The organism is Limnofasciculus baicalensis BBK-W-15, from assembly GCF_024178385.1.
GTDB lineage: Bacteria > Cyanobacteriota > Cyanobacteriia > Cyanobacteriales > Coleofasciculaceae > Limnofasciculus > Limnofasciculus baicalensis.
The window spans coordinates 1-20,340 of record NZ_JAMZMM010000072.1; the positions used below are offsets into that span (position 1 = coordinate 1).

Below are 20,340 nucleotides of genomic sequence, written 5' to 3' on the forward strand. Positions count from 1 at the left end.
ATGGTGTGTAGCGCAGAAACCCGGTTTCTTTAAGAAACCAGGTTTCTCTTCGGTACTTCATAAACCTGCAATCTGCTATAATTGCGGCGACTCGCCCATACCCCCAATCCCCAATCCCCACTCCCTACTCCCCTTTATTCCTCGCCACCTTGGCTTTTGAGTAATAAAAAGCCTAAGCCTAATCCCACGAAAATTAGGGAAAAGGATAAAAAGGCGGCATTGAACATCTCAGGATTCATGTTTTCTCATCTCCTCGCAGGTTTGCGCAAAATTTTGTAACAATTCTATCATCGATTAGTCTGTTGTCCGTTGTTTGTTGTTTGTTGTTCGTTGTTCGTTGTTCCTTTACTGATGGGCGATTTGAGCTAATCTTGACAGGCAAGATGCCTGTCCTACATTTTATGTTTGAAGGGAACCTCGTGTAACAACTGATTCGTTATCACTTACAAAGGGTGAATTTTATGAGAAGTGAGAAAACTTTCTTTACAAAAAACCTTAACCAAAAGCAATGCTGTCCCCGATTAGCTGTGACTCTAGGAGATCCTGCGGGAATTGGACCTGAAGTGGTACTGAAAGCCTTAGCTGATTCAGAAGTTACCACCAATTGCGATATTGTTGTCATCGGCAGTCGCTCGCTACTGCAAGGAACTTATACTCACCTGCGGCATATCTTAGGGAATTCCTATCCTCTAGCGAATCCAGAGCAATTATCTATTCTTGACATTAAATTAGATCCATTAACCGAGAGTCAAATTACCCTAGGTCTAGGAAATGCGGCGAGTGGTGCGGCAAGTTTTGCTTATTTGGAAACTGCGATCGCACGTACCATCGCAGGTGAGTTTGATGGTATTGTCACCGCACCGATTGCCAAATCCCTCTGGCAAGCCGCAGGATACGACTATCCTGGACAAACGGAAGTTCTGGCTAAATATGCTGGAGTAGAAAAATTTGGTATGTTATTCGTGGCGCGATCGCCTCATACAGGTTGGTTGCTCCGTACCCTTTTGGCTACCACACATATTCCCCTTTGTCAAGTCTCCCAAACCCTAAGTCCTCAGTTAATGACAGCTAAATTGGAGTTACTGATAGAATGTTTGCGAGTTGATTTTGGCTTACTCACACCGCGAATTGCGATTTCTGGATTAAATCCCCACAGTGGCGAAGCGGGGCAACTTGGTAGAGAAGAACAAGATTGGCTAATTCCTTGGTTAGAGGCAGAACGACAAAAATATCCTAACTTACAATTAGATGGACTAGTACCACCAGATACTATGTGGGTGAGGGCGGGTAAAGCTTGGTACAGAGATGCTTCAATCCCAAATATTCCAGATGCTTATCTAGCACTTTACCACGATCAAGGATTAATTCCAGTTAAATTAATGGCCTTCGATCGAGCAATTAATACAACGATTGGCTTACCCTTTGTCCGGACTTCTCCCGATCATGGTACAGCATTTGACATTGCAGGGAAAGGGATTGCAGATGCGACTAGTATGAAAGCAGCGATTCAGTTAGGGATGGAATTGGTCAATCAGCGGGGAATGAGGGTTGATAGCTCTATGGTTGGAGAATCTAATCTTAAAATTTCTCCGGTCTAAAGACACGGAGTTTCCAGCGACGAAGGAATTTTATGAAGAGGAATAAAATATGCCAAGTGTTGGACAAGAACTTCTAGATGTGCCACTACCGGAGATGGTAGCAAAGCTAGCAATGGGTATTGCTACTGCTCAAGGAGCATTAGATGAAAACTCAATTAATACAGTTTTATTAATAAACACTGATAAAGGCTAACATATGCTTCTAGGGTTCAAAACCGAACTCAAACTCAATCGCCAACAGCGCGTCACTTTAGCCAAGCACGCTGGAGTAGCGCGTCATGCTTACAACTGGGGATTGGCATTATGCCAAAATATTCTGACTCACAATCGGGAATACCCATTGGAAAAGTTAAAGTTTCCCACAGCCATTGACTTACATAAACTCTTGGTGGCAATGGTAAAATCAGAAAAGCCTTGGTACTATGAAGTATCTAAATGCGCCCCCCAGTATGCTTTAAAACATCTAGTTGAGTTTTTGGGGATCGATTTAGGCATAAACCACCTGGCAACTCTCTCGACAGGGGAGGTGTTTGAAGGAGCGAAGAGTTATAAAAAACTCTCGACCAAGTTAGCCAGAATCCAATGGTTAAATCGCCGAAAAGTCAAGGGTTCCAATAATTGGAGAAAAGCTCAAATTAAAATAGCAAGGCTACATAGACACATCGCTAACATTCGGGATGATACATTACATAAGATTACTACCTATATCGCTAAAAACCACGGCGTTATCGGGATTGAAGACTTGAATGTATCAGGAATGATGGCGAATCACAAATTAGCCAAAGCTATTGCGGACATGGGATTTTCTGAATTCCGTCGTCAGTTAGAATATAAATGTCAACTTTATGGCAGTCAATTGGTGGTGGTAGATAGATTCTTTCCCAGGAGCAAAAAATGTTCTAACTGTGGTGTAGTTAAAGAGTCTTTGTCACTATCTCAACGAGTTTTCCGGTGTGAAACTTGTAATAATGATGCGGACAGAGATTTCAATGCTTCTGTGAATTTAGAAACGGCGGTAAGCTATACCGTGACAGCCTCTCGACTGGATAGTTAGGACTAACGATCTACCAAGTTAGGTTTTTTCGCTTTAACCAAAATAATTTAGATTGCTTAATCCTTTGCAATAAACGCGGTGATTGCCCCACACCCCCCGATACGGCATCCGCTGCCCCATTCCCAATTCCCCACACCTCACTTCCTAGAAGAGGTTAAGATGGCAATGCTACTTTTTGCAAAAAGCCAAATCCATGACTGCAACGTCTACACTACTCAAGTACGAAGTTAAAGACTTATCCCTAGCCCCCATGGGCAAACAGCGGATTGAATGGGCAGGGCGGGAAATGCCTGTGCTACGGCAAATTCAAGATCGTTTTGCTCAAGAAAAACCTTTCGCCGGATTGCGTTTAATCGCTTGTTGCCATGTGACAACAGAAACGGCTCATTTGGCGATCGCGCTCAAAAATGGTGGCGCGGATGCTATTCTAATTGCCAGCAACCCTCTGTCTACCCAAGATGATGTTGCGGCTTGTTTGGTTGCGGATTATGGTATTCCTGTCTTTGCTATTAAGGGAGAAGATAGCGAAACCTATAGCCGTCACGTCCAAATCGCTCTGGATCACAAACCCCATATCATTATTGATGATGGTAGTGATGTGACAGCGGCTTTGATTCAGGAACGTCAACACCAAATTCCTGATATTATCGGTACTACGGAAGAAACTACCACAGGTATTGTCCGCCTCAAGGCAATGTTCAATGACGGGGTATTGACTTTCCCGGCAATGAATGTTAATGATGCTGATACTAAGCATTTCTTTGATAACCGCTATGGTACTGGTCAATCTACCCTAGATGGGATTATCCGCGCCACTAATGTTCTACTTGCAGGTAAAACTGCTGTAGTTGTTGGATATGGTTGGTGTGGTAAAGGTACTGCTTTGCGGGCACGGGGTATGGGTGCTAATGTAATTGTCACCGAAATTGACCCGATTAAAGCTATTGAAGCCGTAATGGATGGTTTCCGGGTCGTGCCGATGAGTGAAGCTGCACCCCAAGGCGATTTATTTATTACTGTCACCGGGAATAAGCATGTCATCCGTCAAGAACATTTTGATGTGATGAAAGATGGGGCGATGGTATGTAATTCTGGTCACTTTGATATTGAAATTGACTTGAAATCTCTGGCTGCTAATTCTACTGAAGTTAAGCAGGTGCGGAACTTCACTCAGCAATATATCCTGAAAAGTGGTAAGTCTATTGTCGTATTAGGTGAAGGGCGTTTGATTAACTTAGCTGCCGCCGAAGGACATCCTAGTGCTGTAATGGATATGAGCTTTGCTAACCAAGCCTTAGCTTGCGAATATTTAGTCAAGAATAAGGGTAAGTTAGCGCCAGGATTGCACTCAATTCCGGTTGAAGTGGATAAGGAAATTGGACGACTGAAGTTGGAGGCGATGGGTATTTACATTGATACTTTGACACCAGAGCAAATTGAGTATATGAACTCTTGGACTTCTGGCACTTAGATTGATTTGTGAAGGCTAGATACCCGACTTCTCTAAGAAGTCGGGTATCTGAAGCGATTCTGTAGCGCTTACCATAAACTCGGTTTCTTCGAGAAACAGGGGTGTTCCCCTCTCTCGCAACCCCCTCTCCCTGAAAACAAAAGTAATTTACATAACTTTACAAATGACTAAAGGCTGAAAGTGCCGTAACTTCGTTAAATTTATTGAGATTTATTCTTAATTATTAACGAGATTGCGTCATTTCAGCGATCGTGGTAGAATAATCCAAAGGAGGGCTAATGACCTTTTGGTACTTTTACGCGCTATTGTACTTCACTTCAATATTTGATTATCTATATTAGATATTTCCTTTAATTCAATTGTTTGAGCAAATAAACTCTGCAACCGCTGCAATTGGGAACCCACTTGATATAGTAAATCCCCTTTACCTAACAAATAAGCTGCCTCAGTTTGTTTTCCACCTAAAATAATAGCTGAATCTGCTTCGCTAGCAGTGCGAAGGGCAACTCTTCCCGGTAAGTTGGAACGAATAATGGGGGTAACAACCTTAGCTTCTGGACGTTGAGTAGATATAATTAAGTGAATACCTGCTGCCCTTGCCATTGCACCCAAGCGTTTGATACTTTGTTCGAGTGGATTGCGAGTATCTTTTTCTGTCATAAAGTCAGCATATTCATCAAATATACAGACTAGGCGAGGTATGGGTAATTTTTGTTGTTTAATTAGATATTTATTGTAATCATCTAGGTGAGGAGAGCCAGATTGTTCAAATTTTTGATAACGCCGCTGCATTTCTGCGACTAAGTTATCCATTAATGCGATCGCATTTTCACTATCTTTCACTACTGGGGCTAGCAACCAGGGGATTTGCTCAAATTCTGGAAAGGTAACTCGTTTGGGATCTACAAGGGCAATTTTGAGGTGGCTGGGCGAATGACGGTAGAGGAGGGAAAGAAGCAGGGATCGCAAAAACTCACTTTTCCCACTACCTGTTGTGCCACCAACTAAAAAGTGACAGGTATTGGGATCTGATAAATCTGCTTCTATTAATTTACCATTTAGATCTACACCAATAGCAATTCGTACTGGATTATTTACAGATTTTGGCTCAAATTTAATATAATCTTGAAAACTAGCAATTTGGCGATCTTTCCGAGGTAAATCGATACTGACATATCCTGGCTGTGGGGCAATCAGCGGTGGATTGGCTATCCCTAATTGTACTTGTAAGTCAGCGGATAATTTGAGAATGGAGTTGATTTTTACACCACTATTTGGTTTTAGCTTAACTCGAATAAAAGCTACACCGATTGTCGCACCTAAGTATTCAACACCTATATTAAAAGATGCCAGAGTTTCTACTAATTGGTTCCCGATAATATCGGGATCTATTGCTGGTTTTACCCCCCCTGCCCCCCTTGTTAAGGGGGGTGAAATAACAGGCGAATCTTCCTCCCCCTTCCCACCCCTGCGGGGAAGCAAGCTATGAAGGGAAGGGGGTTGGGCGGTTAGGTTTTCCTCATTAAAAAACGTTTGACATTTCTCTTTTTGCGGACAAATATCACATAAATGAGACTGAGTTGTCGGCGGAGGAGGATTAGGTTGTGGTGCTTCCCAACTTAACCATTCCCGCATTTGTTGTAGTTTATAAGTAGTTAGTTGATGGACGGTATTTTCTAACTGTTCCCAAGTATAGTGATACTCTTTAAATTCTGGTAAAACACAGTAAACTCGTGAATCAACTGGTACTTTTTCCTTTTGCCAAAGGAGATAACTGTAGAGGGCAACCTGGGCTAATTGAGCAGATACTTCGACAGGTTGATATGTTTTGAACTCCACTACACCAAGGCGATTATCCTCAAAATTGAAGACTAAACTATCTAATTTTCCAGTTAACTTTTGTTGGATATTATCTGGCAAAGTAAATGTATGGTCTATTTTTAACTCGCTAGCAATAAATGTCTTATTAATCAGTGTATCAGCCTGACAATATTGACGATTTTTCACTAATAATGCCGCCCAGTGGGGAATCAGTTTAGTTAATCCTTGCCAGATTTGATGGAGTGCGGTGGCTTGAGTAGGGTTTTCTTTAATAGAAAATTGGAGGTAAGGAAAGAATACTATATTATAAAATAGCTGCTGCATTTGGGATGCGATTGCATCTACCTTTAACTCCTCTATTGGTGCTTCAAATAATGCTGTAAACTGAGGATCTCCCTTGGCAATTTGGATAAAATCCTCAGCAAGTTTGTGAAATATACTGCCAATTCCTTTCTGGTGATTTGGTGGTAAAAATAGATTTCTTCCTCCAAATCGATATACCAAGTAAAACAGACGGGGACATTCAAAGGCAACTCTGACATGGGTAACGCTGAAGGGGGTATCTTGCGCTTTCACAGTTAAAGGTTCTGATAAATTTTCCTCTCGATCCCGGTTATCTCTCCCCTGCCATTCCAGTAAACTTCGATGAACATGAGCCAGATAAACCACATCCATTTTAGCATATTGTAGCTGCTTTTCTCTAAGGGGACGTTTGCCCCAGTCGCTTGCTTGTTCCTCTTTATCTACAGAGTCAAAGTGGCAAAGTTCTACTGCTAAGGTTTTGAGCTTTTTATTGGATACCTGTAAAGAATTTTGCTGTTTATTCCTGGTCAATTTTTTGACCATTTTATAGGTACAGGTGATGTTAACAGCTTGAGTTTTACCGCCGAGATATCTGACATCAAAACTAGCATTATGAAAGACTTTTTCGATTTGGGGATTTACCATAATTTGGCGGACAAAATCACTCACCAATTCGGGCTTATCTAAAACATCCATAACATAAGCGCACTCCCCTGTTAAATCTGTGGGATTTGCTAATACCTGAATCAGAGAGAGTCTGGGGTTAGGAGTATCCCAATCGGCAACTTCTGTATCCAACCAGAGGATGGGATATGATGTGAGTTGGGTAATCAGCGAGCTGATTTCATTAGATGATGTTAGATAGGGCATAGGATATGGAATTTGTTTACACTAATAATATATTTTTTTTTACGCAAAGAGCGCAAAGGCTTCCGCAAAGGTACGCAAAGGTTTTTAAATCGTTAGGGTGCGTTATGTAACGCACCCTACTATATCTATAAATGATAAATTAACCTTGAGGTATTAAACAGACTAAATGTTCTTCAGGAGGTTCATTTGGATTAATAATGGAAACTTGTTTAGATTCACATAGCTGTTGAATTAGATTTTCTACTTGGGATTGATTGATTTGAGGATACTGGTGGATACTATTCTGAATTAAAATAGTTTTCGATAATAAGCCTTGGGTTGTGATTAAATTCAATAAAAAGTCTTTCACCTCTTTATTCAAAGCTTCACTCTTGTCATTTTCTCTATCCTTTGGCTTTTCATAAACAATCCCTAACTCCTGCAATAGATTACAGTTATGTAAAATTTTCGACTCGCGAATCAGAGATTGCAGTTGTTCTAGATTAACTGTTTTCCCGGCAACGACTAATTCACTTGCCAAAGCCGAATTGACTAAGCTATGGTATGTGGCTAAGTAGTGAACCGAAAGCAGATTTGGTTTAATATGATGATGTTGAGAATTATTAAAAACTTTTCGATATATTTTGTTCCCTTCGAGTTTTGGTTGTCCAACTCCTGCGGCACGAATCAGAAAAAGTGTTATAGAGGTATTCTCTTCCACTGCTTTCTGGCAAGCATTCATCACGCTGCAAAAACTCCTCATGTTAGCGTCTTCTGTCCAAACTATTCCTATCTGCTTGCCATTGTGTTGATAACTCAAGGAATAACTGGCTGAATTGCCGCTTAAAAGTTTGGGTTTAATATCTGTAATTTCTAGTGCAGCTAGGGATTCTTGCAACATCCGGACGATCTCCGGTGCGGATAATATCGTAATTTTTGTTATTTTTGATTGATTTTTTTTGTATTCATCTTGCCAGAGTAGTTTAAATTCTGCTAATTTTTCCTCTGCTGCGACTCTTGTTTCCGCTGCTCCTGTTAATTTTTTACCTACTTCTACTGGGTTTTTATCTCCTACTACTGTTTTTTCATCTTTGGTAGGAGGTGGAGTTATATTAATTAATAGCTTATTTTTATAATTGTGATACTCCTGCTTCCCTAAATTGAGTGCATATCTGGGGAGAGTTTTGCCACCAGGAAACTCCTCCTCTAGTAATTGCCGAGTTAAAGGAAAAATTGGCGAATCAGGCTGAGGGTTAGCTTGAGAGTGAAGAGGTTGTAGGCGATAAGCCCAGAGTGCTGAGGCTTGATCTAAGGTAATACGTTTTAGCTGAATAGCGCGTTCCGAGCGCACTTTATCCGCTTGCTGAATGCGATCGCGATTTCGTCTCCAGGTATCTGTAATTAGACTAATCACAATCAGAAAATTTTTCAAGCCATCATTGTGAATTGTTGTATTAACGTTAAATAAAGATTGAAAATCCTGAAATCCATCAGGCAACTTAGGAATATTATCAAGTTGATCGAAGCATAAAACAATGGGGTGGGTGGCGGTGGAAATTTTGCCGAAGTTTGCCAGAATATTTTTCGCAGCATCTTCTGAATCGATGGAGTGTTTCACATTTATGTCTGCCATCGATTCATCACTTAAATCATCTCCCCGCAGCCACTCGCAGGCTGAGAGATAAAGTTCTGGATCTGCAAGATCGTGTAATACGCCAAAAAAGCGATCCGAATTGTAGATCCTTTCTGTTTGGTAGGTAGTCTTGAGGTGTTTGATGAATTTTTTGCGATCGCTTTGTAATAACTGCCAAACATGATCGTCAAAAATTCGCTGTTTTATGCTACGTTTGGTAAAAGCAGACAACCCTTTTAGCCAAAGCATTAGTTGAGATTCTTCTGCCCCCTCTGGAGTTTGCATTAAGCTATCCACAGTATAGCGCAGGGTATGCCGCCAAATATAGTCACTATCTGCCCAAGGACTAATATAGGCAAAAAAAGCTTTAGAGTTGAAGGTGCGTTTGATGCGACCTAATAAATGACTTTTGCCGGAACCAGAGTCGCCTAATAGCAATAGAGTACGACTCCGATTATCGTTGGCAACTAGATCGAGAATTCCTTCAACTTCAACAACTACTTCTTGATGAATTGAATCTACAGTCAGAGTTGATTCTTGCTTTTCTGCCCAAAAGTTACCTGGCTTAAGATTGATTAGATCGAATGGGTTAACCTCGCGTTTAATTATCTCGTTAATCGATGTCATGATCCGGATTTCTTTAGTGTGTACTAGAAACCCGGTTTCTCAAAGAAACCGGGTTTCTTTAGGTTTCTCAAAGAAACCGGGTTTCTTTAGCGGGGTTGATTCCTAACCTCTAAGACTGTATATTCTTAGTTCACGCTGATAAAGAATAGGGAGCCACCGACATCTTGAGGAATTCCAGCATCAATTTGTTCGGGAGTATAGGCACTTGCTTCTTGCAAGGAACTCATATCGATTTTGTCCTCTTGTTGAAGGCGATAGAGTACCCGATCCAAATCCTTCCTATAGAATGGTGGCTGTAACTTTTCCCGCAGGTGGAAAATTGGCAAATAATTATCTGTCCCCAACTCTTTATCTAAATCCCGAATGATTTGTAAAATTTCATCATCACTCAGCTTGTTAGTTATTACAGTCGCAGAATAATTTTCTGGTTTCTGTATAAATTTACGCAAGAAACCGAGATAATTCGTCATCAAATTGAAACTAATAGCAGGATTAGTCCCAGTTTCGGGCACAAACTCATCCCGCAGATAATCTTGTCCTGTTTCAGTTAGCCAAACTTCCGCTTTCTGCCGTTTGATTGCTCTTTCAATTTCAATCAATCCCTGTTCCTGAAACTTCTGGAGAATTGCATCTCGTTCCGTTGACTTGATCGATTTCCCAGCAATTTTGCTGGGCGCGATTTTTTCAACAGCCTTGCTTATATTCTCGAGTATCCTCAATTGCTTCGGTGTCAGGGCTAATTCTTCTTTGCCCTCGACGATGGCTTCTCCCGGCGGCAAAATTTTAACCGAAGCAATTCCGCGATCAAAATCTACCAAACCGCGCTCGCCTAAATCGCAGACAATTTTTTCCTTACTTTTAATGCTGTCAAACCACTTGGCTGCAAGAGGAGAACGGTAATCGCTACAACCCAGCAATATCAAGAGGAATTTCAGTTCATTGGTTTCCATCAGACTAGTCTTGCCTCACTTGTTCAATACTACTCTAGCCTGAATCCGGATACAACAGTACATATAGATATCACAGATTCTCTAATTCTTGTATAGCATCGGTTGATTTCTCGCGATCGCGCAAGCCAAAACTGATGAGGGTATTGGCTTTGCTTACCTCAACTCAACCTACTCAAATCTATTAAATGTAGCACATTAGACCACAACTTGGTAAGCTAACAGCAATTTTACTTAAACAACATTACAGGTTTATGAAATACACCACAGAAACCGGGTTTCTCAAAGAAACCCGGTTTCTGGGCACCTCATATACCTGAAAATTACTATAAAATCACCACATCTACTTATCCCCATCAATCTTCCCAATTAAAAAGTAAGTTTGCATTTTTCCTTTTCCCTTAACCGGAATTTCTCCTCTATCTTCTAATACAAACTTATCTTTCAATCGCTGATATGTTTCTTCTGTCACCTGAATTCTATTCGCCTTTCCTTGAGACTCCATCCGGGATGCCGTATTCACCGTATCTCCCCACAAATCGTAACTAAACTTTTTAATGCCAATCACCCCAGCCACAACCGGACCAGTATTAATACCTATTCTAATACTTAGTGCTTGATTATTCTGAGTATTGAAGTGACTAATAATTTTCTGCATATCCAGTGCCATTTGAGCGATTGCCTCCGCATGATCTCTTCGCGGTTTCGGCAAACCACCCACAACCATGTAAGCATCACCAATAGTTTTAATTTTCTCTAATCCATACCCTTGACTCAACTCATCAAATGCCGAAAAAATCTGGTTCAGTAACTCCACCAGTTGGGTAGGAGATAAGCGAGATGCTAACTCTGTAAAACCAACCAAATCAGCGAATAAAACCGTTACCTCATCAAAACTATCAGCAATTGTACTTTGCTTTTGTTTCAAGCGCTCGGCAATCAATTGCGGTAAAATATTTAACAGTAAGCGATCTGATTGTTCCTGTTCATTCCGCAAGGCTTCTTGCCAAGCCTTCCGTACCGTAATATCTTCCACTGTCCCTTCATAGTACAGGAGATTGCCCTGGCGATCGCAAACCGCCCTTGCCTTTTCCGAAATCCAAATCGTACTACCATCTTTCCGGTAAACTTGCGACTCAAATCCCGATACGGAACCTTGCTTTTGAATACCCTGGACAAACTCATCCCGACGATGGGGCTGTACATATAATTGCCGCCCAATATCATTAATCTTACCACATAATTCCTCCGCTGAAGAGTAACCGTAAATTTGGGCTAAGGTGGAATTAACTCTAATGTAGCCTCCGTCAGTAGTTGTTTGACAAATCCCCTCAACCGAGGTTTCAAAAATGCTTTTGTATTTTTCCTCAGCTTCCTCAACAATTGCGGCAGATTTCCTCAGTTTCTGGATAGTATAGATAGAAATACTCGCAGTTAAGACAGCGGATACTACATATACCACAATCCGATAAATATTAGTCGTGTCGATCGCTTCTTGAGAACATACATCGTATAATTCGGAAAGCTTTTCACTACTTTGGTTGGTTGGTATAACCCGAATTTGCGCTACCAGACTATTAACCTGCGGTTGATTCTCCACGATCAGTTTAGCATTCGCGATCGCAGTATCCAAGTCAGTATACTCTGTACTTTCCCCTTTCAGTTGGGTAATTTTTTCTATAAGAGTGTTGATTTTGGCGGTTAAATCTTCACTGCTAGACTCTTGGGTGCTATAGAAGTTATAAAGTATAACATCTTTTAAGAGGTTATTCAATTCCGTAGCCAATTGACTATCGCTATAATTTTCAGCCGCCTTGGTAGAAAACTCGCTCACTGCGATTGGTAAATAGGAGAGAGAATTTTGCAGAATTGAGTTTTTATCTTTAAACTCTTCAAACAACTGTTCCTTTTGCTGCAATAGTTCCATATAAGCTTGTAAACTGTTGTTTATTTTACGCTGACACTGGCGATCGATAAACCTAGGAATTAATTGCAGTTGTAGTTCATAATCTTTCCTCGTTGCGAAATCATTAATAATGGGTTTGTAATCTTTGGTGATTCCGGATTTTGCTTTCAATATTTCTCGATCAATTTCGCCATCAATTTCCTTAAGGTGATTAATATTATCGACATAGCGATTATGTTCATTGAAATCAAGAGGTTGAGCTTTGCCCAACATAAATGCAAAGAGAAAAACCCCGCCTGTCACCATTAATATTTTTCGCACACCGGAGAATTTCATCAGGAGGTAGCCGTCAATAAACTTAACAATCTATACCTATGCAGATGCTACTATCTATCATTTAACCCCATATCCCTTGATTTTGGCAATAGGAAACTATGCCGTGTTTTTAAACTGTGTAAGGGCGAATGCCCTGGATTTGGGCAATAAGTCATCGGTGAAATCCAAGGTTTTCTGTCCAAATCCAGGGCATTCGCCTCTACCACAAAATTTGGACTTTGAAGACACGCCCTACTCATCTTCCCCCATTCTACTGATTCACCCTTTGAGGGATAAATCAGGTAAATGTCAGTAAATTTACAGAAACTTTTTGGTTGTATAGTAATTTTATGAAATATTGAGAGGATCTTCCCCTAATCCTCCCTTTACCGTTTCCGCTCTTATCCTACTCCCCAATCGCCAAATAAATAGCCCAAATTGCCATAGCCCGCAAATAGTGACTAGCGCGAAATGTCCCTACCGCTGTAATCGCTTCTGGGGTTCTAAATTGCAGTCCGTTTTCGTAAACGTTACGCACTACAGCTTCTGTAAGTCTTAAGGCTTCATCCTTCATCCCGGATTGAATCAGGAATGCCGCCAGCCCAAAATTTATCCCTGTCCAGACTTCTAGGGGATGAGTGGAATCAGGATTAGCGGGTGTGCCATCTGGTTTCACCCCATTAGCTGCTCCCAGTTTAGCATTGTAAAACTTTAAAAAACAGGCTTCATAAACACTTTGCAAAGCAGACTGAGCGCATTCAGGGGGTACAATATCTGGTAATGCCAATAACCGAGCATAAAATTGACCGCACAACTGATCTGCCATGACGATATCTGAACCACTTTCACTATCTAATCGATAATACTCCCCATTCCAGAGTTTTTCTTGGTACAGCGGTTGTGCTTGTTTTAACCATTGGCGATAATTATCAATAGTTTGTTGAATAGATTCTGGTAGTGGTACATCTAAGATGGGCGATAGTGGAGGATAATTCTGAATTAGGATTTCACCAATTGCGATCGCACTTTCTAATCCTGCTAACCACAAACCACCACAATAGGCACTAATTCCCTTCAATTGCCAATCATCAAAGGTTTGATCCGGTGCCCCTGAGTTTTCTGGAATCCCATCCCCATCTTTGTCAAAGGTTTTCAGATAAGCTAGGGATTGGACAATTGCCGCCCAACATTCCCACAAAAACTCAATATCTGTCTTCCCAGTTAAAACAAAATCCCGATAAACCTGCAAGACAAAATCGCAGGGCAAATCCTTCCACTGATTGCAATCCTGATAACTAGTATAGTTAGTCTTCTCCCAAGGATGCTCATTTGGTGCGCCTAAATCGTGGGGAGTAGCATCCGCAATTTTACGGATAGCAGGCATATTATTGTATCCAATAATACGTGAATTATCATCACTTGTCGGAATCGCACGGGCAAAAGCTTCCAATACCGCCTTATCCAATTTAGGCCATAGCATGGCTAAACCAAAAGAGCCATACAGCCGGACATCGAGACTTTCATACCAGCGATAATCCAGACATTCCAATACGCCAAACTGTCCAATCGGATCGCGATCGTCTGCGGCACTCCAGATTGTCCCCCCAGATGCCAGGAGGTACAGCTCATTAAACAAAGCCATCTTAAACCAGTTAGGCAAATCCTCTCGCTTTAAAATCGGTTCTTGCCAGGAGACAATCCGCTCTTTCCATAGCTCATTATGTTTGATCGCAGTACGAACTACTGACCAAGCATTATTCCCTGTCCGTCCGAAGAAATCAGTATAGCGTCGGTAATAATTAATACCCGGAGCAAATTCAGTAACGGGGAAATCCCAAGCCAAGATAAAAGGGATTTTGCGAGTTTTACCAGGACGAATTGTAAACCTCAGTGCGATCGCCGCCGCAATTTGTTCCCCAGGAGCAGCAGGTGTCTCATCTTGGATATCTGGTAAACTACCATCACTAGCAAAGCTATCCCAAACCTCTGAGCCATCTCCAGCGGGATGCCAGCGACCGTGGTAAAAAACTTCCATACTAGGATTAGTGACAGTCGCAAAACAGAGTTGTCCCTCTCCTTCCTGAACATCATCCCCCAATCTAACTCGATCTAACAAACACCCCACCCGGAAATTATCCACAATCCACTGATTAAAACTGCCTGTACTATCACCCCACCGAGGTTGATACTCATATACTGGACTGCCATCATCCCTCACTCGCACGGGAACGCCAGATAGCCCCCCCTCACTCAGGGGGGGTTGGGGGGGTATCGCATTCGTAAACCAACCCACCATATTTTGCCAGGTGAGCATAATACTTAGAGTAATCGGAGTATCTGTAGGATTATGAGCTGTCCACTCAAAAACCGCAACCGGATAACTACTTTCCTGATAAGAGCCAGCCCAAATCGGCGAAAACTGTTCGCAGGTTAATTCAGTCTGAAAAACGCCATTATAAACAAACCAACTCCGAGGATAGAGAGCATGGTAAGTTCCTGTATTGGGGAGTGGGGAGTGGGGAGTGGATGGGATAACTTCTTGATTTTTTCCATCTGCTCTTACAGTGGGATACCATTGCCATGAACCGAGACTACCATCCTCCGGTGGCTCCGTACAGAGAGCATAAGTTTGGGGTGGGGAATTTTCGGCTTGTTCAAAAATACTAAACTGACAAGCGGGGAGACTCTTGAAAGTATGCTCTCCGCCATCTAAATGCCATAAATTAAAGTCTCCTCTGGGAGAGCGCCCGATACAACCCGCGCCAAAACCACCAAGAGGCATACCATGCCAAGGGCCATCATCTAGGTTACTAGGATAGCGGACAGTATAGGGTTTTTCCCAGCCAAGTCCGAGGGGACGTTGCCAGGTAGAGTTAGGGATGTTTGGGTGACGGGGTGGATAGATCATACTTACGATCTTACAGCGCGATCGCCTTGCTTGACTCCAGGGAAGCCCGAAGGCGCAACGCTATCGCACTCGCGCCACCAGCATTTCGGATAATTGCCATCACCTTAATCGCACCACCACATTGTTTCTGTTGGTTTTTTCTCTGCTTTTTCCTAGGATAATTATCTGGGAATACGATCTCGGAATTTTAACATTTCTTCTTTGGTTAATCTACCTAATTTTTCCGATTCAGTTGCTTGTATTGGGGATGGTGGTGGAGATTCTGTTGGAGGAGATGGTTTGGATTTAACTTTTTTCCTCTGAGGAGTTGTGGGGGGTTGATTATCTGCTAAATTATTTGATATGTCAGGATCGGATGGTGGTGGAGATAATTCAATATCTTCGATTAGGTGAATCGCTTCTGCTGGAGACTCATCACCATTAATTACAGACATAATCCCCGGTAGATATTCATCCATCATCCTAACATTAGTATAAACTAACCGATTGATTAGTGTTGGTGGGAGTCTATTTTTTTCAATATCAATACTAGTTTTGTAGCGAATTTCTCCGTCAGCAAAGTCAAGTTCAAAATTACCAATAATTGTGCCATAGTTTGCTCTGGCAATGTATTCTCCTACTGCCCGACGTTTCGGTTTTGGGACTTTAGCTGGACAAAGGGAGTAAAATACAAATTGCGATTCTTCTTCTCTGGCTTTTGCATAGCAGTCCCATTCACCATTTTTGCCTTAGAATCGGAGTTGTAACATCGATTCCTCTTCTAATTTAGTAAAAGTCCAGTTATAGGAAGTGAAGAAGTTGAGAACTGCATCAAAAATCTGGGGATAATCTCGATTTTTATCGGTCTCTATTTGGTAAGTTTCGGTTTGGGTGGTCATGTGGAGTTATTCTGTTCTTTCACAGATAGGATTGTTGCTAGGGAGTCTGGCTACCACGGTTGGCAAAGAATATCACAATATCATAAATTGCACCAGGATTACGAGAAAAGCAACTGATCGCGGCCTTGACCAATCCTGAAGCTGCGTTAAACTAAAATAAAATCTATAAATAATTCAATGTATGATAAATGAATCAGATTTCTTTAAGCTAGAGTTTTTCAAGATCGCTGAAGTTATTGAGGCATTATCAACCACTGGAGGAGTTTCAATTCCTCTACTCCGGGATCAACTCAGGTTAGCTTTACTTGAAGAAACGAAATATTTCAGCTTCATCCCAGAAGATGGTATAGTTGGTGAAGGAGTAAATACAGTTGTCAAAGCTTTCAGTTCCAACGAGTGTTTCTCACCTAACTCACTTTATCTGAAGCTGGTAGCTGCTTTTCAAACTCTGATAGATCAGCAGTTAGCAGGATTACCTGTTTATCCCTTTAGTTCTCGGCTTTATTTCAATTCGAGAGTACTTCAGTGTTATCAACCAGGGAGGCTAGGTGTTTCACCCCATCGAGATTGGCGCAGCGCTATCAATTTAGTATGTATTTTTAATATTGGTGGAATGGGAGATTTTTATCTATGTAGTAACCGTCAAGGAACTAATCCTGTTCAAATTGCCACACAACCAGGCAATGTCATTTTTTTAAGAGCGCCAGGTTTTCTCGCCTCAGATAATCGCCCCTTCCATTATGTTGCCAATATTCAATCAACTCGATACTCTTTTAGTTTAAGGCAGAGAATTAGTAGTTAGGTGAATAACATGCAAAATAACCAACCCATAATCGTTCAAGCCACTAAGGCCAATGTCAACTAGAGCCATCCCATATTCTCTAGCTAGGCTTCGTGTTTTGGAGTCGTACAAAGACTCTGCGTTCCTACCTACTTCATTTCCCTCAATCCGCATTTGCTATAATTAAAAATAAATTTTCGCATTACTGTCAAACACTAGTATTTTTCTCGATAAGTTTTCATGAACCAAGATCTACCAAACAACGAAGACTTTACTCTTGTCCACTATAACTTTGAAACCTTACCCCATCTTACCAATCCCTGGCGCAAACTCAATTTACATGGAGTGGCGATTGGCTTAATTAAATTACCCCCTAATGAAGGTTATACTTTTACTCATTCCCACGCGCAACAAGAAGAAGTATATATTGTGATTGAAGGGGAAGGACAAATGTTACTTAACGGTGAACTTATTGAAATCAAAAAAGGTGATTTAATTAGAGTTTCTCCATCGACAAAAAGAGCATTGAAGGCGAACTCTGATACAGGATTATTCGTTATCTGTGCGGGTGGAGTAGCCCAAGGGTATCCAGAAAATCCTAATTCTCGTTATTTGATTGATGATGGGATTCCAGATTATGATGATATTCCCCCTTGGTATCGGGGGAATTCAGAGGTTGTGGTTAGAAATGCGCAATTGAAAGAGAGAATGGTGAAAGCTGAGGAAAGGAGAAAAGAGAGGGGAGTTTTGGATGAAGAATGAAAATTGCGATCCTATTTTACTTTAAGGACGACTAATCAATTGTTCTAGCTGTGCTAGTTGAATCTAAGAATTATCCAATTTCAGCGGAGAGAATCTAACTCGGCTTGGTTTACTATCGTAATCCCTTCATGCGCTCAAGATTTACGTTTGGCTCGGAAATTGGTGCATCCATTACCACAGGTTACCGATAATGTACCTGTAGCTACTACCTCAGTTACTTTCAGGAGTTGACTGCAAGAAAGACAGTGTAAAGTAATTGGAAGCCCCTGGCGGTAGGTATCAAGTGCATCTCCGATGCTTACAAGTTCAGGATATTTTTTTAAAATTGCCTTCACTATTTTTTAACCCTCCAATTGCGCTAAGTTTGCTTCAACACCTTCCCGGAAAGTTTGTTGGTTAGTTGCACCCGTCAATACCTCATTTATATACAGGTTCATAATGCCATAGTTTTGCTCGATGTAAGCTTCGTGCGTGAGTATTATTCTCAGCAACTGCAAAGCTTCAGATTTTTGTTTTGATACTAGCAACAAATCTGCCATTTGACGAAGCGCTCGAAAGTTTGTTGGTTGCTGCTGTAACACCCGCCGTAAAAGTTCTGCACTATCTTCAGTATCAGGGATACTAGCTAATACGAGATTAGCGTAAGGATGATTGAGATTTATCTTTAACACTTCTCTTAGTTGCTGTCTGGCATTATCTATATCATTGAAAACAATACAATAGATGTACCCCAGCCAAAAATGAGCATTGGCATCCTCTGGATATTGAATTACCAAAGACTGAAAAACTGATGGTGAGCGTTCGTAGTATGCCTCAATGTCAGTCTCGTTTAAAAAACATATATAGCCAATTTGTGTTTGCCAAAATAAATTATCAACGCCTGTCTCTAATACGCTCTGACAAAAAGCTTCAGCACCTTGATAGTCTTCTTCTCTAACCAATTCCTCTAATTCAGAATAATTCAATTCATTGATTCTCATTCAGTATCCAGTTGCGATAACTATTAGCTGCCTCCTGAATAGATTGACTAAGTTCAATAAGGCTCTACTAAAAATCCATACTTATAAATTCCCGGAATACCATCCACTTCAGTAATGGAACCAAAATATTCCTCCCAACGTTTTAAAGCCTTTTCCAGTAGTGGTTGATTTAGCAATTGTAGTTCATTGTCATCTAAAGGTTCTTCAAACTCCTCTTCAGGATATGGTCCAGTAATTGGACCGTATTCTTTGTTTCCTGGTCCAAATAGAGTGTGACAAATCTCTAAATAGAGGAATGGATCTGCTGGATGGGCTTGTCCTCCCCAAATTACTAATTCGCTGTGAGGTAATCTCACCCAGGATTGAATCGGCTTACTGGGATATTCTTCAGTACGAACATACACAAATAAATCTACATCTATTGAAAGTTCGTAGACAGGAGCAGGATAAGTTCGGATAGTATTAAGTACTTTTTCTAAGTACAATTGGTAGGATTCTTTCTCCTGCCATTCAAGGTGAATCACCTCAACGTCATCTCTAGCACCAGGGCTAATCTTGACTAGCCAAGCACGAACCAAATTGTCGAAAGCATCTAGGGTTTTAGTCAAGCTAGTAGCGTACCATTCATTAACTTCTGGAGTACAAATAGACGTGAGATTGATGGATGGAGTTATGCCCCAACAGCCACCGTCTTGATTCCAAGTCCAAGTATCATAGAGTGGTTTTATGGGAAGTTCTATTGGGTTAAATTTTTCAGTGCCCATAATTTATTTGCTCTTGGAGATATGAACGTAGTTAGAGGTATTTTATGTTTAAAACCACCGCAGATCATCTCTGCCAGCAAACACAAGTTTACCACTGGCAACTGGCAGGTTGTCTCGCTCATCTCGTTGCGGATGATGAATCCAATACTGACTGATTTCCTCATTCAAATAAAGCAAACCAAATCGTTCGTCAGCGAGTGCCGTAGCATCCTTAGCCAGGATCATCCATTCTCTATCCAAAATCCAATCTAACTCTGAATCATAAATGTGAGTAGCAATAAAAGCAGCTTCGGGTAAAAGATTTTCACAAGCCTGTTTGAAGACTAGAGCTATTGGCAGAGTCGGATCAGATGTTATGGGAAGTGACATCTCCTACACCAACCTGGGTACAGGTATGGTGTAGGCTTCCAAACCAGTCCGGCTATTGCTTAGGAGGCGTTTGGCTTTAAGAACGGAATGCCCTACCGCTCTATTTTTTATATTTATCGCCGCGTTATGATCGCGGTCAAGAGAAAAACCACAATGAGGGCAGTCATGCCAGCGAATATGCAGCTTTTTAGGTACTTTCTCACCGCAATTAGAACAATCTTGTGATGTATTATGGGCGCTTACTGGTATAACCAACAAACCAGCGTTTACGGCTTTGTTTGTCAGTATTGACAGGAAGCTTGACCACCCAGCATCCAACACAGATTTAGCCAATCTGGTACGAGCAAGACCTTTGACGTTTAAATTCTCATGAG

Annotated in this window: 18 protein-coding genes and 1 pseudogene; 6 read left to right on the forward strand and 13 right to left on the reverse strand. The window is 41.3% G+C overall.

All coding sequences use genetic code 11. From position 1 onward, the window contains the following. Positions 1–134: 134 nt before the first annotated feature. A complete protein-coding gene (gene petM, locus NJ959_RS09590; RefSeq protein ID WP_254011532.1) occupies positions 135–239 on the reverse strand; it encodes a cytochrome b6-f complex subunit PetM in 105 nt (34 codons plus the stop codon). Between the two features lie 222 nt (positions 240–461). Between petM and pdxA the strand changes: the two genes are divergently transcribed. The 4 genes from pdxA to ahcY all read left to right on the forward strand — a co-directional run bounded on the left by pdxA (position 462) and on the right by ahcY (position 4,123). After that, positions 462–1,598: a 4-hydroxythreonine-4-phosphate dehydrogenase PdxA gene (pdxA, locus tag NJ959_RS09595; protein ID WP_254011533.1), complete on the forward strand. Its 1,137-nt coding sequence runs from the start codon at positions 462–464 to the stop codon at positions 1,596–1,598. 49 nt (positions 1,599–1,647) lie between these two features. Further along, positions 1,648–1,791 carry a hypothetical protein gene (locus NJ959_RS09600; protein ID WP_254011534.1) on the forward strand — a complete coding sequence of 48 codons (144 nt, stop codon included), beginning with the start codon at positions 1,648–1,650 and terminating at the stop codon, positions 1,789–1,791. Between the two features lie 3 nt (positions 1,792–1,794). After that, positions 1,795–2,652 carry an RNA-guided endonuclease InsQ/TnpB family protein gene (locus tag NJ959_RS09605; RefSeq protein ID WP_254011535.1) on the forward strand — a complete coding sequence of 286 codons (858 nt, stop codon included), beginning with the start codon at positions 1,795–1,797 and terminating at the stop codon, positions 2,650–2,652. Between the two features lie 193 nt (positions 2,653–2,845). Then, positions 2,846–4,123, forward strand: a complete 1,278-nt coding sequence (gene ahcY, locus NJ959_RS09610) for an adenosylhomocysteinase (RefSeq protein WP_254011536.1) — start codon at positions 2,846–2,848, stop codon at positions 4,121–4,123. A 312-nt stretch (positions 4,124–4,435) separates the two neighbouring features. Here the strand turns inward: ahcY and NJ959_RS09615 are convergent, their stop codons facing one another. The 8 genes and pseudogenes from NJ959_RS09615 to NJ959_RS09650 all read right to left on the reverse strand — a co-directional run bounded on the left by NJ959_RS09615 (position 4,436) and on the right by NJ959_RS09650 (position 16,310). After that, a complete protein-coding gene (locus tag NJ959_RS09615; RefSeq protein ID WP_254011537.1) occupies positions 4,436–7,117 on the reverse strand; it encodes a DNA translocase FtsK in 2,682 nt (893 codons plus the stop codon). A 139-nt stretch (positions 7,118–7,256) separates the two neighbouring features. Further along, on the reverse strand, positions 7,257–9,356 hold the full coding sequence (locus tag NJ959_RS09620; RefSeq protein WP_254011538.1) for a P-loop NTPase family protein: 2,100 nt from the start codon (positions 9,354–9,356) through the stop codon (positions 7,257–7,259). Positions 9,357–9,481: 125 nt separating this feature from the next. Then, entirely contained in the window at positions 9,482–10,306 is an 825-nt protein-coding gene (locus NJ959_RS09625) for a transcription factor RcaD (protein ID WP_254011539.1), read from the reverse strand. A 340-nt stretch (positions 10,307–10,646) separates the two neighbouring features. Continuing rightward, a complete protein-coding gene (locus NJ959_RS09630; protein WP_254011540.1) occupies positions 10,647–12,545 on the reverse strand; it encodes an adenylate/guanylate cyclase domain-containing protein in 1,899 nt (632 codons plus the stop codon). 385 nt (positions 12,546–12,930) lie between these two features. Continuing rightward, positions 12,931–15,432: a GH116 family glycosyl hydrolase gene (locus NJ959_RS09635; protein ID WP_254011541.1), complete on the reverse strand. Its 2,502-nt coding sequence runs from the start codon at positions 15,430–15,432 to the stop codon at positions 12,931–12,933. Positions 15,433–15,593: 161 nt separating this feature from the next. Beyond that, complete coding sequence (locus NJ959_RS09640; RefSeq protein ID WP_254011542.1) at positions 15,594–15,866, reverse strand: hypothetical protein; 273 nt, start codon at positions 15,864–15,866, stop codon at positions 15,594–15,596. Between the two features lie 15 nt (positions 15,867–15,881). Then, positions 15,882–16,142 (reverse strand): annotated as a pseudogene (locus tag NJ959_RS30120) (type III secretion system chaperone family protein); the annotation flags it as partial. An 18-nt stretch (positions 16,143–16,160) separates the two neighbouring features. Next, entirely contained in the window at positions 16,161–16,310 is a 150-nt protein-coding gene (locus NJ959_RS09650) for a hypothetical protein (protein ID WP_254011543.1), read from the reverse strand. A gap of 181 nt (positions 16,311–16,491) precedes the next feature. On the opposite strand from NJ959_RS09650, the gene NJ959_RS09655 reads away from it, so the two are divergent. Together NJ959_RS09655 and NJ959_RS09660 are read left to right on the forward strand one after the other, a co-directional pair. Next, the gene (locus tag NJ959_RS09655; RefSeq protein WP_254011544.1) at positions 16,492–17,112 is read left to right on the forward strand and encodes a hypothetical protein; all 621 of its coding nucleotides are present in this window, start codon (positions 16,492–16,494) and stop codon (positions 17,110–17,112) included. A gap of 219 nt (positions 17,113–17,331) precedes the next feature. Continuing rightward, on the forward strand, positions 17,332–17,853 hold the full coding sequence (locus NJ959_RS09660; RefSeq protein WP_254011545.1) for a cupin domain-containing protein: 522 nt from the start codon (positions 17,332–17,334) through the stop codon (positions 17,851–17,853). A 341-nt stretch (positions 17,854–18,194) separates the two neighbouring features. Here the strand turns inward: NJ959_RS09660 and NJ959_RS09665 are convergent, their stop codons facing one another. From NJ959_RS09665 to NJ959_RS09680, 4 genes are all read right to left on the reverse strand, one after another. Beyond that, positions 18,195–18,833, reverse strand: a complete 639-nt coding sequence (locus tag NJ959_RS09665; protein WP_254011546.1) for a tetratricopeptide repeat protein — start codon at positions 18,831–18,833, stop codon at positions 18,195–18,197. A gap of 53 nt (positions 18,834–18,886) precedes the next feature. Continuing rightward, complete coding sequence (locus tag NJ959_RS09670) at positions 18,887–19,597, reverse strand: hypothetical protein (RefSeq protein WP_254011547.1); 711 nt, start codon at positions 19,595–19,597, stop codon at positions 18,887–18,889. 48 nt (positions 19,598–19,645) lie between these two features. After that, positions 19,646–19,966 carry a hypothetical protein gene (locus tag NJ959_RS09675; protein WP_254011548.1) on the reverse strand — a complete coding sequence of 107 codons (321 nt, stop codon included), beginning with the start codon at positions 19,964–19,966 and terminating at the stop codon, positions 19,646–19,648. 3 nt (positions 19,967–19,969) lie between these two features. Next, a partial coding sequence (locus NJ959_RS09680) for an RNA-guided endonuclease InsQ/TnpB family protein (RefSeq protein ID WP_254011549.1) occupies positions 19,970–20,340 on the reverse strand: 371 nt, incomplete at its 5' end.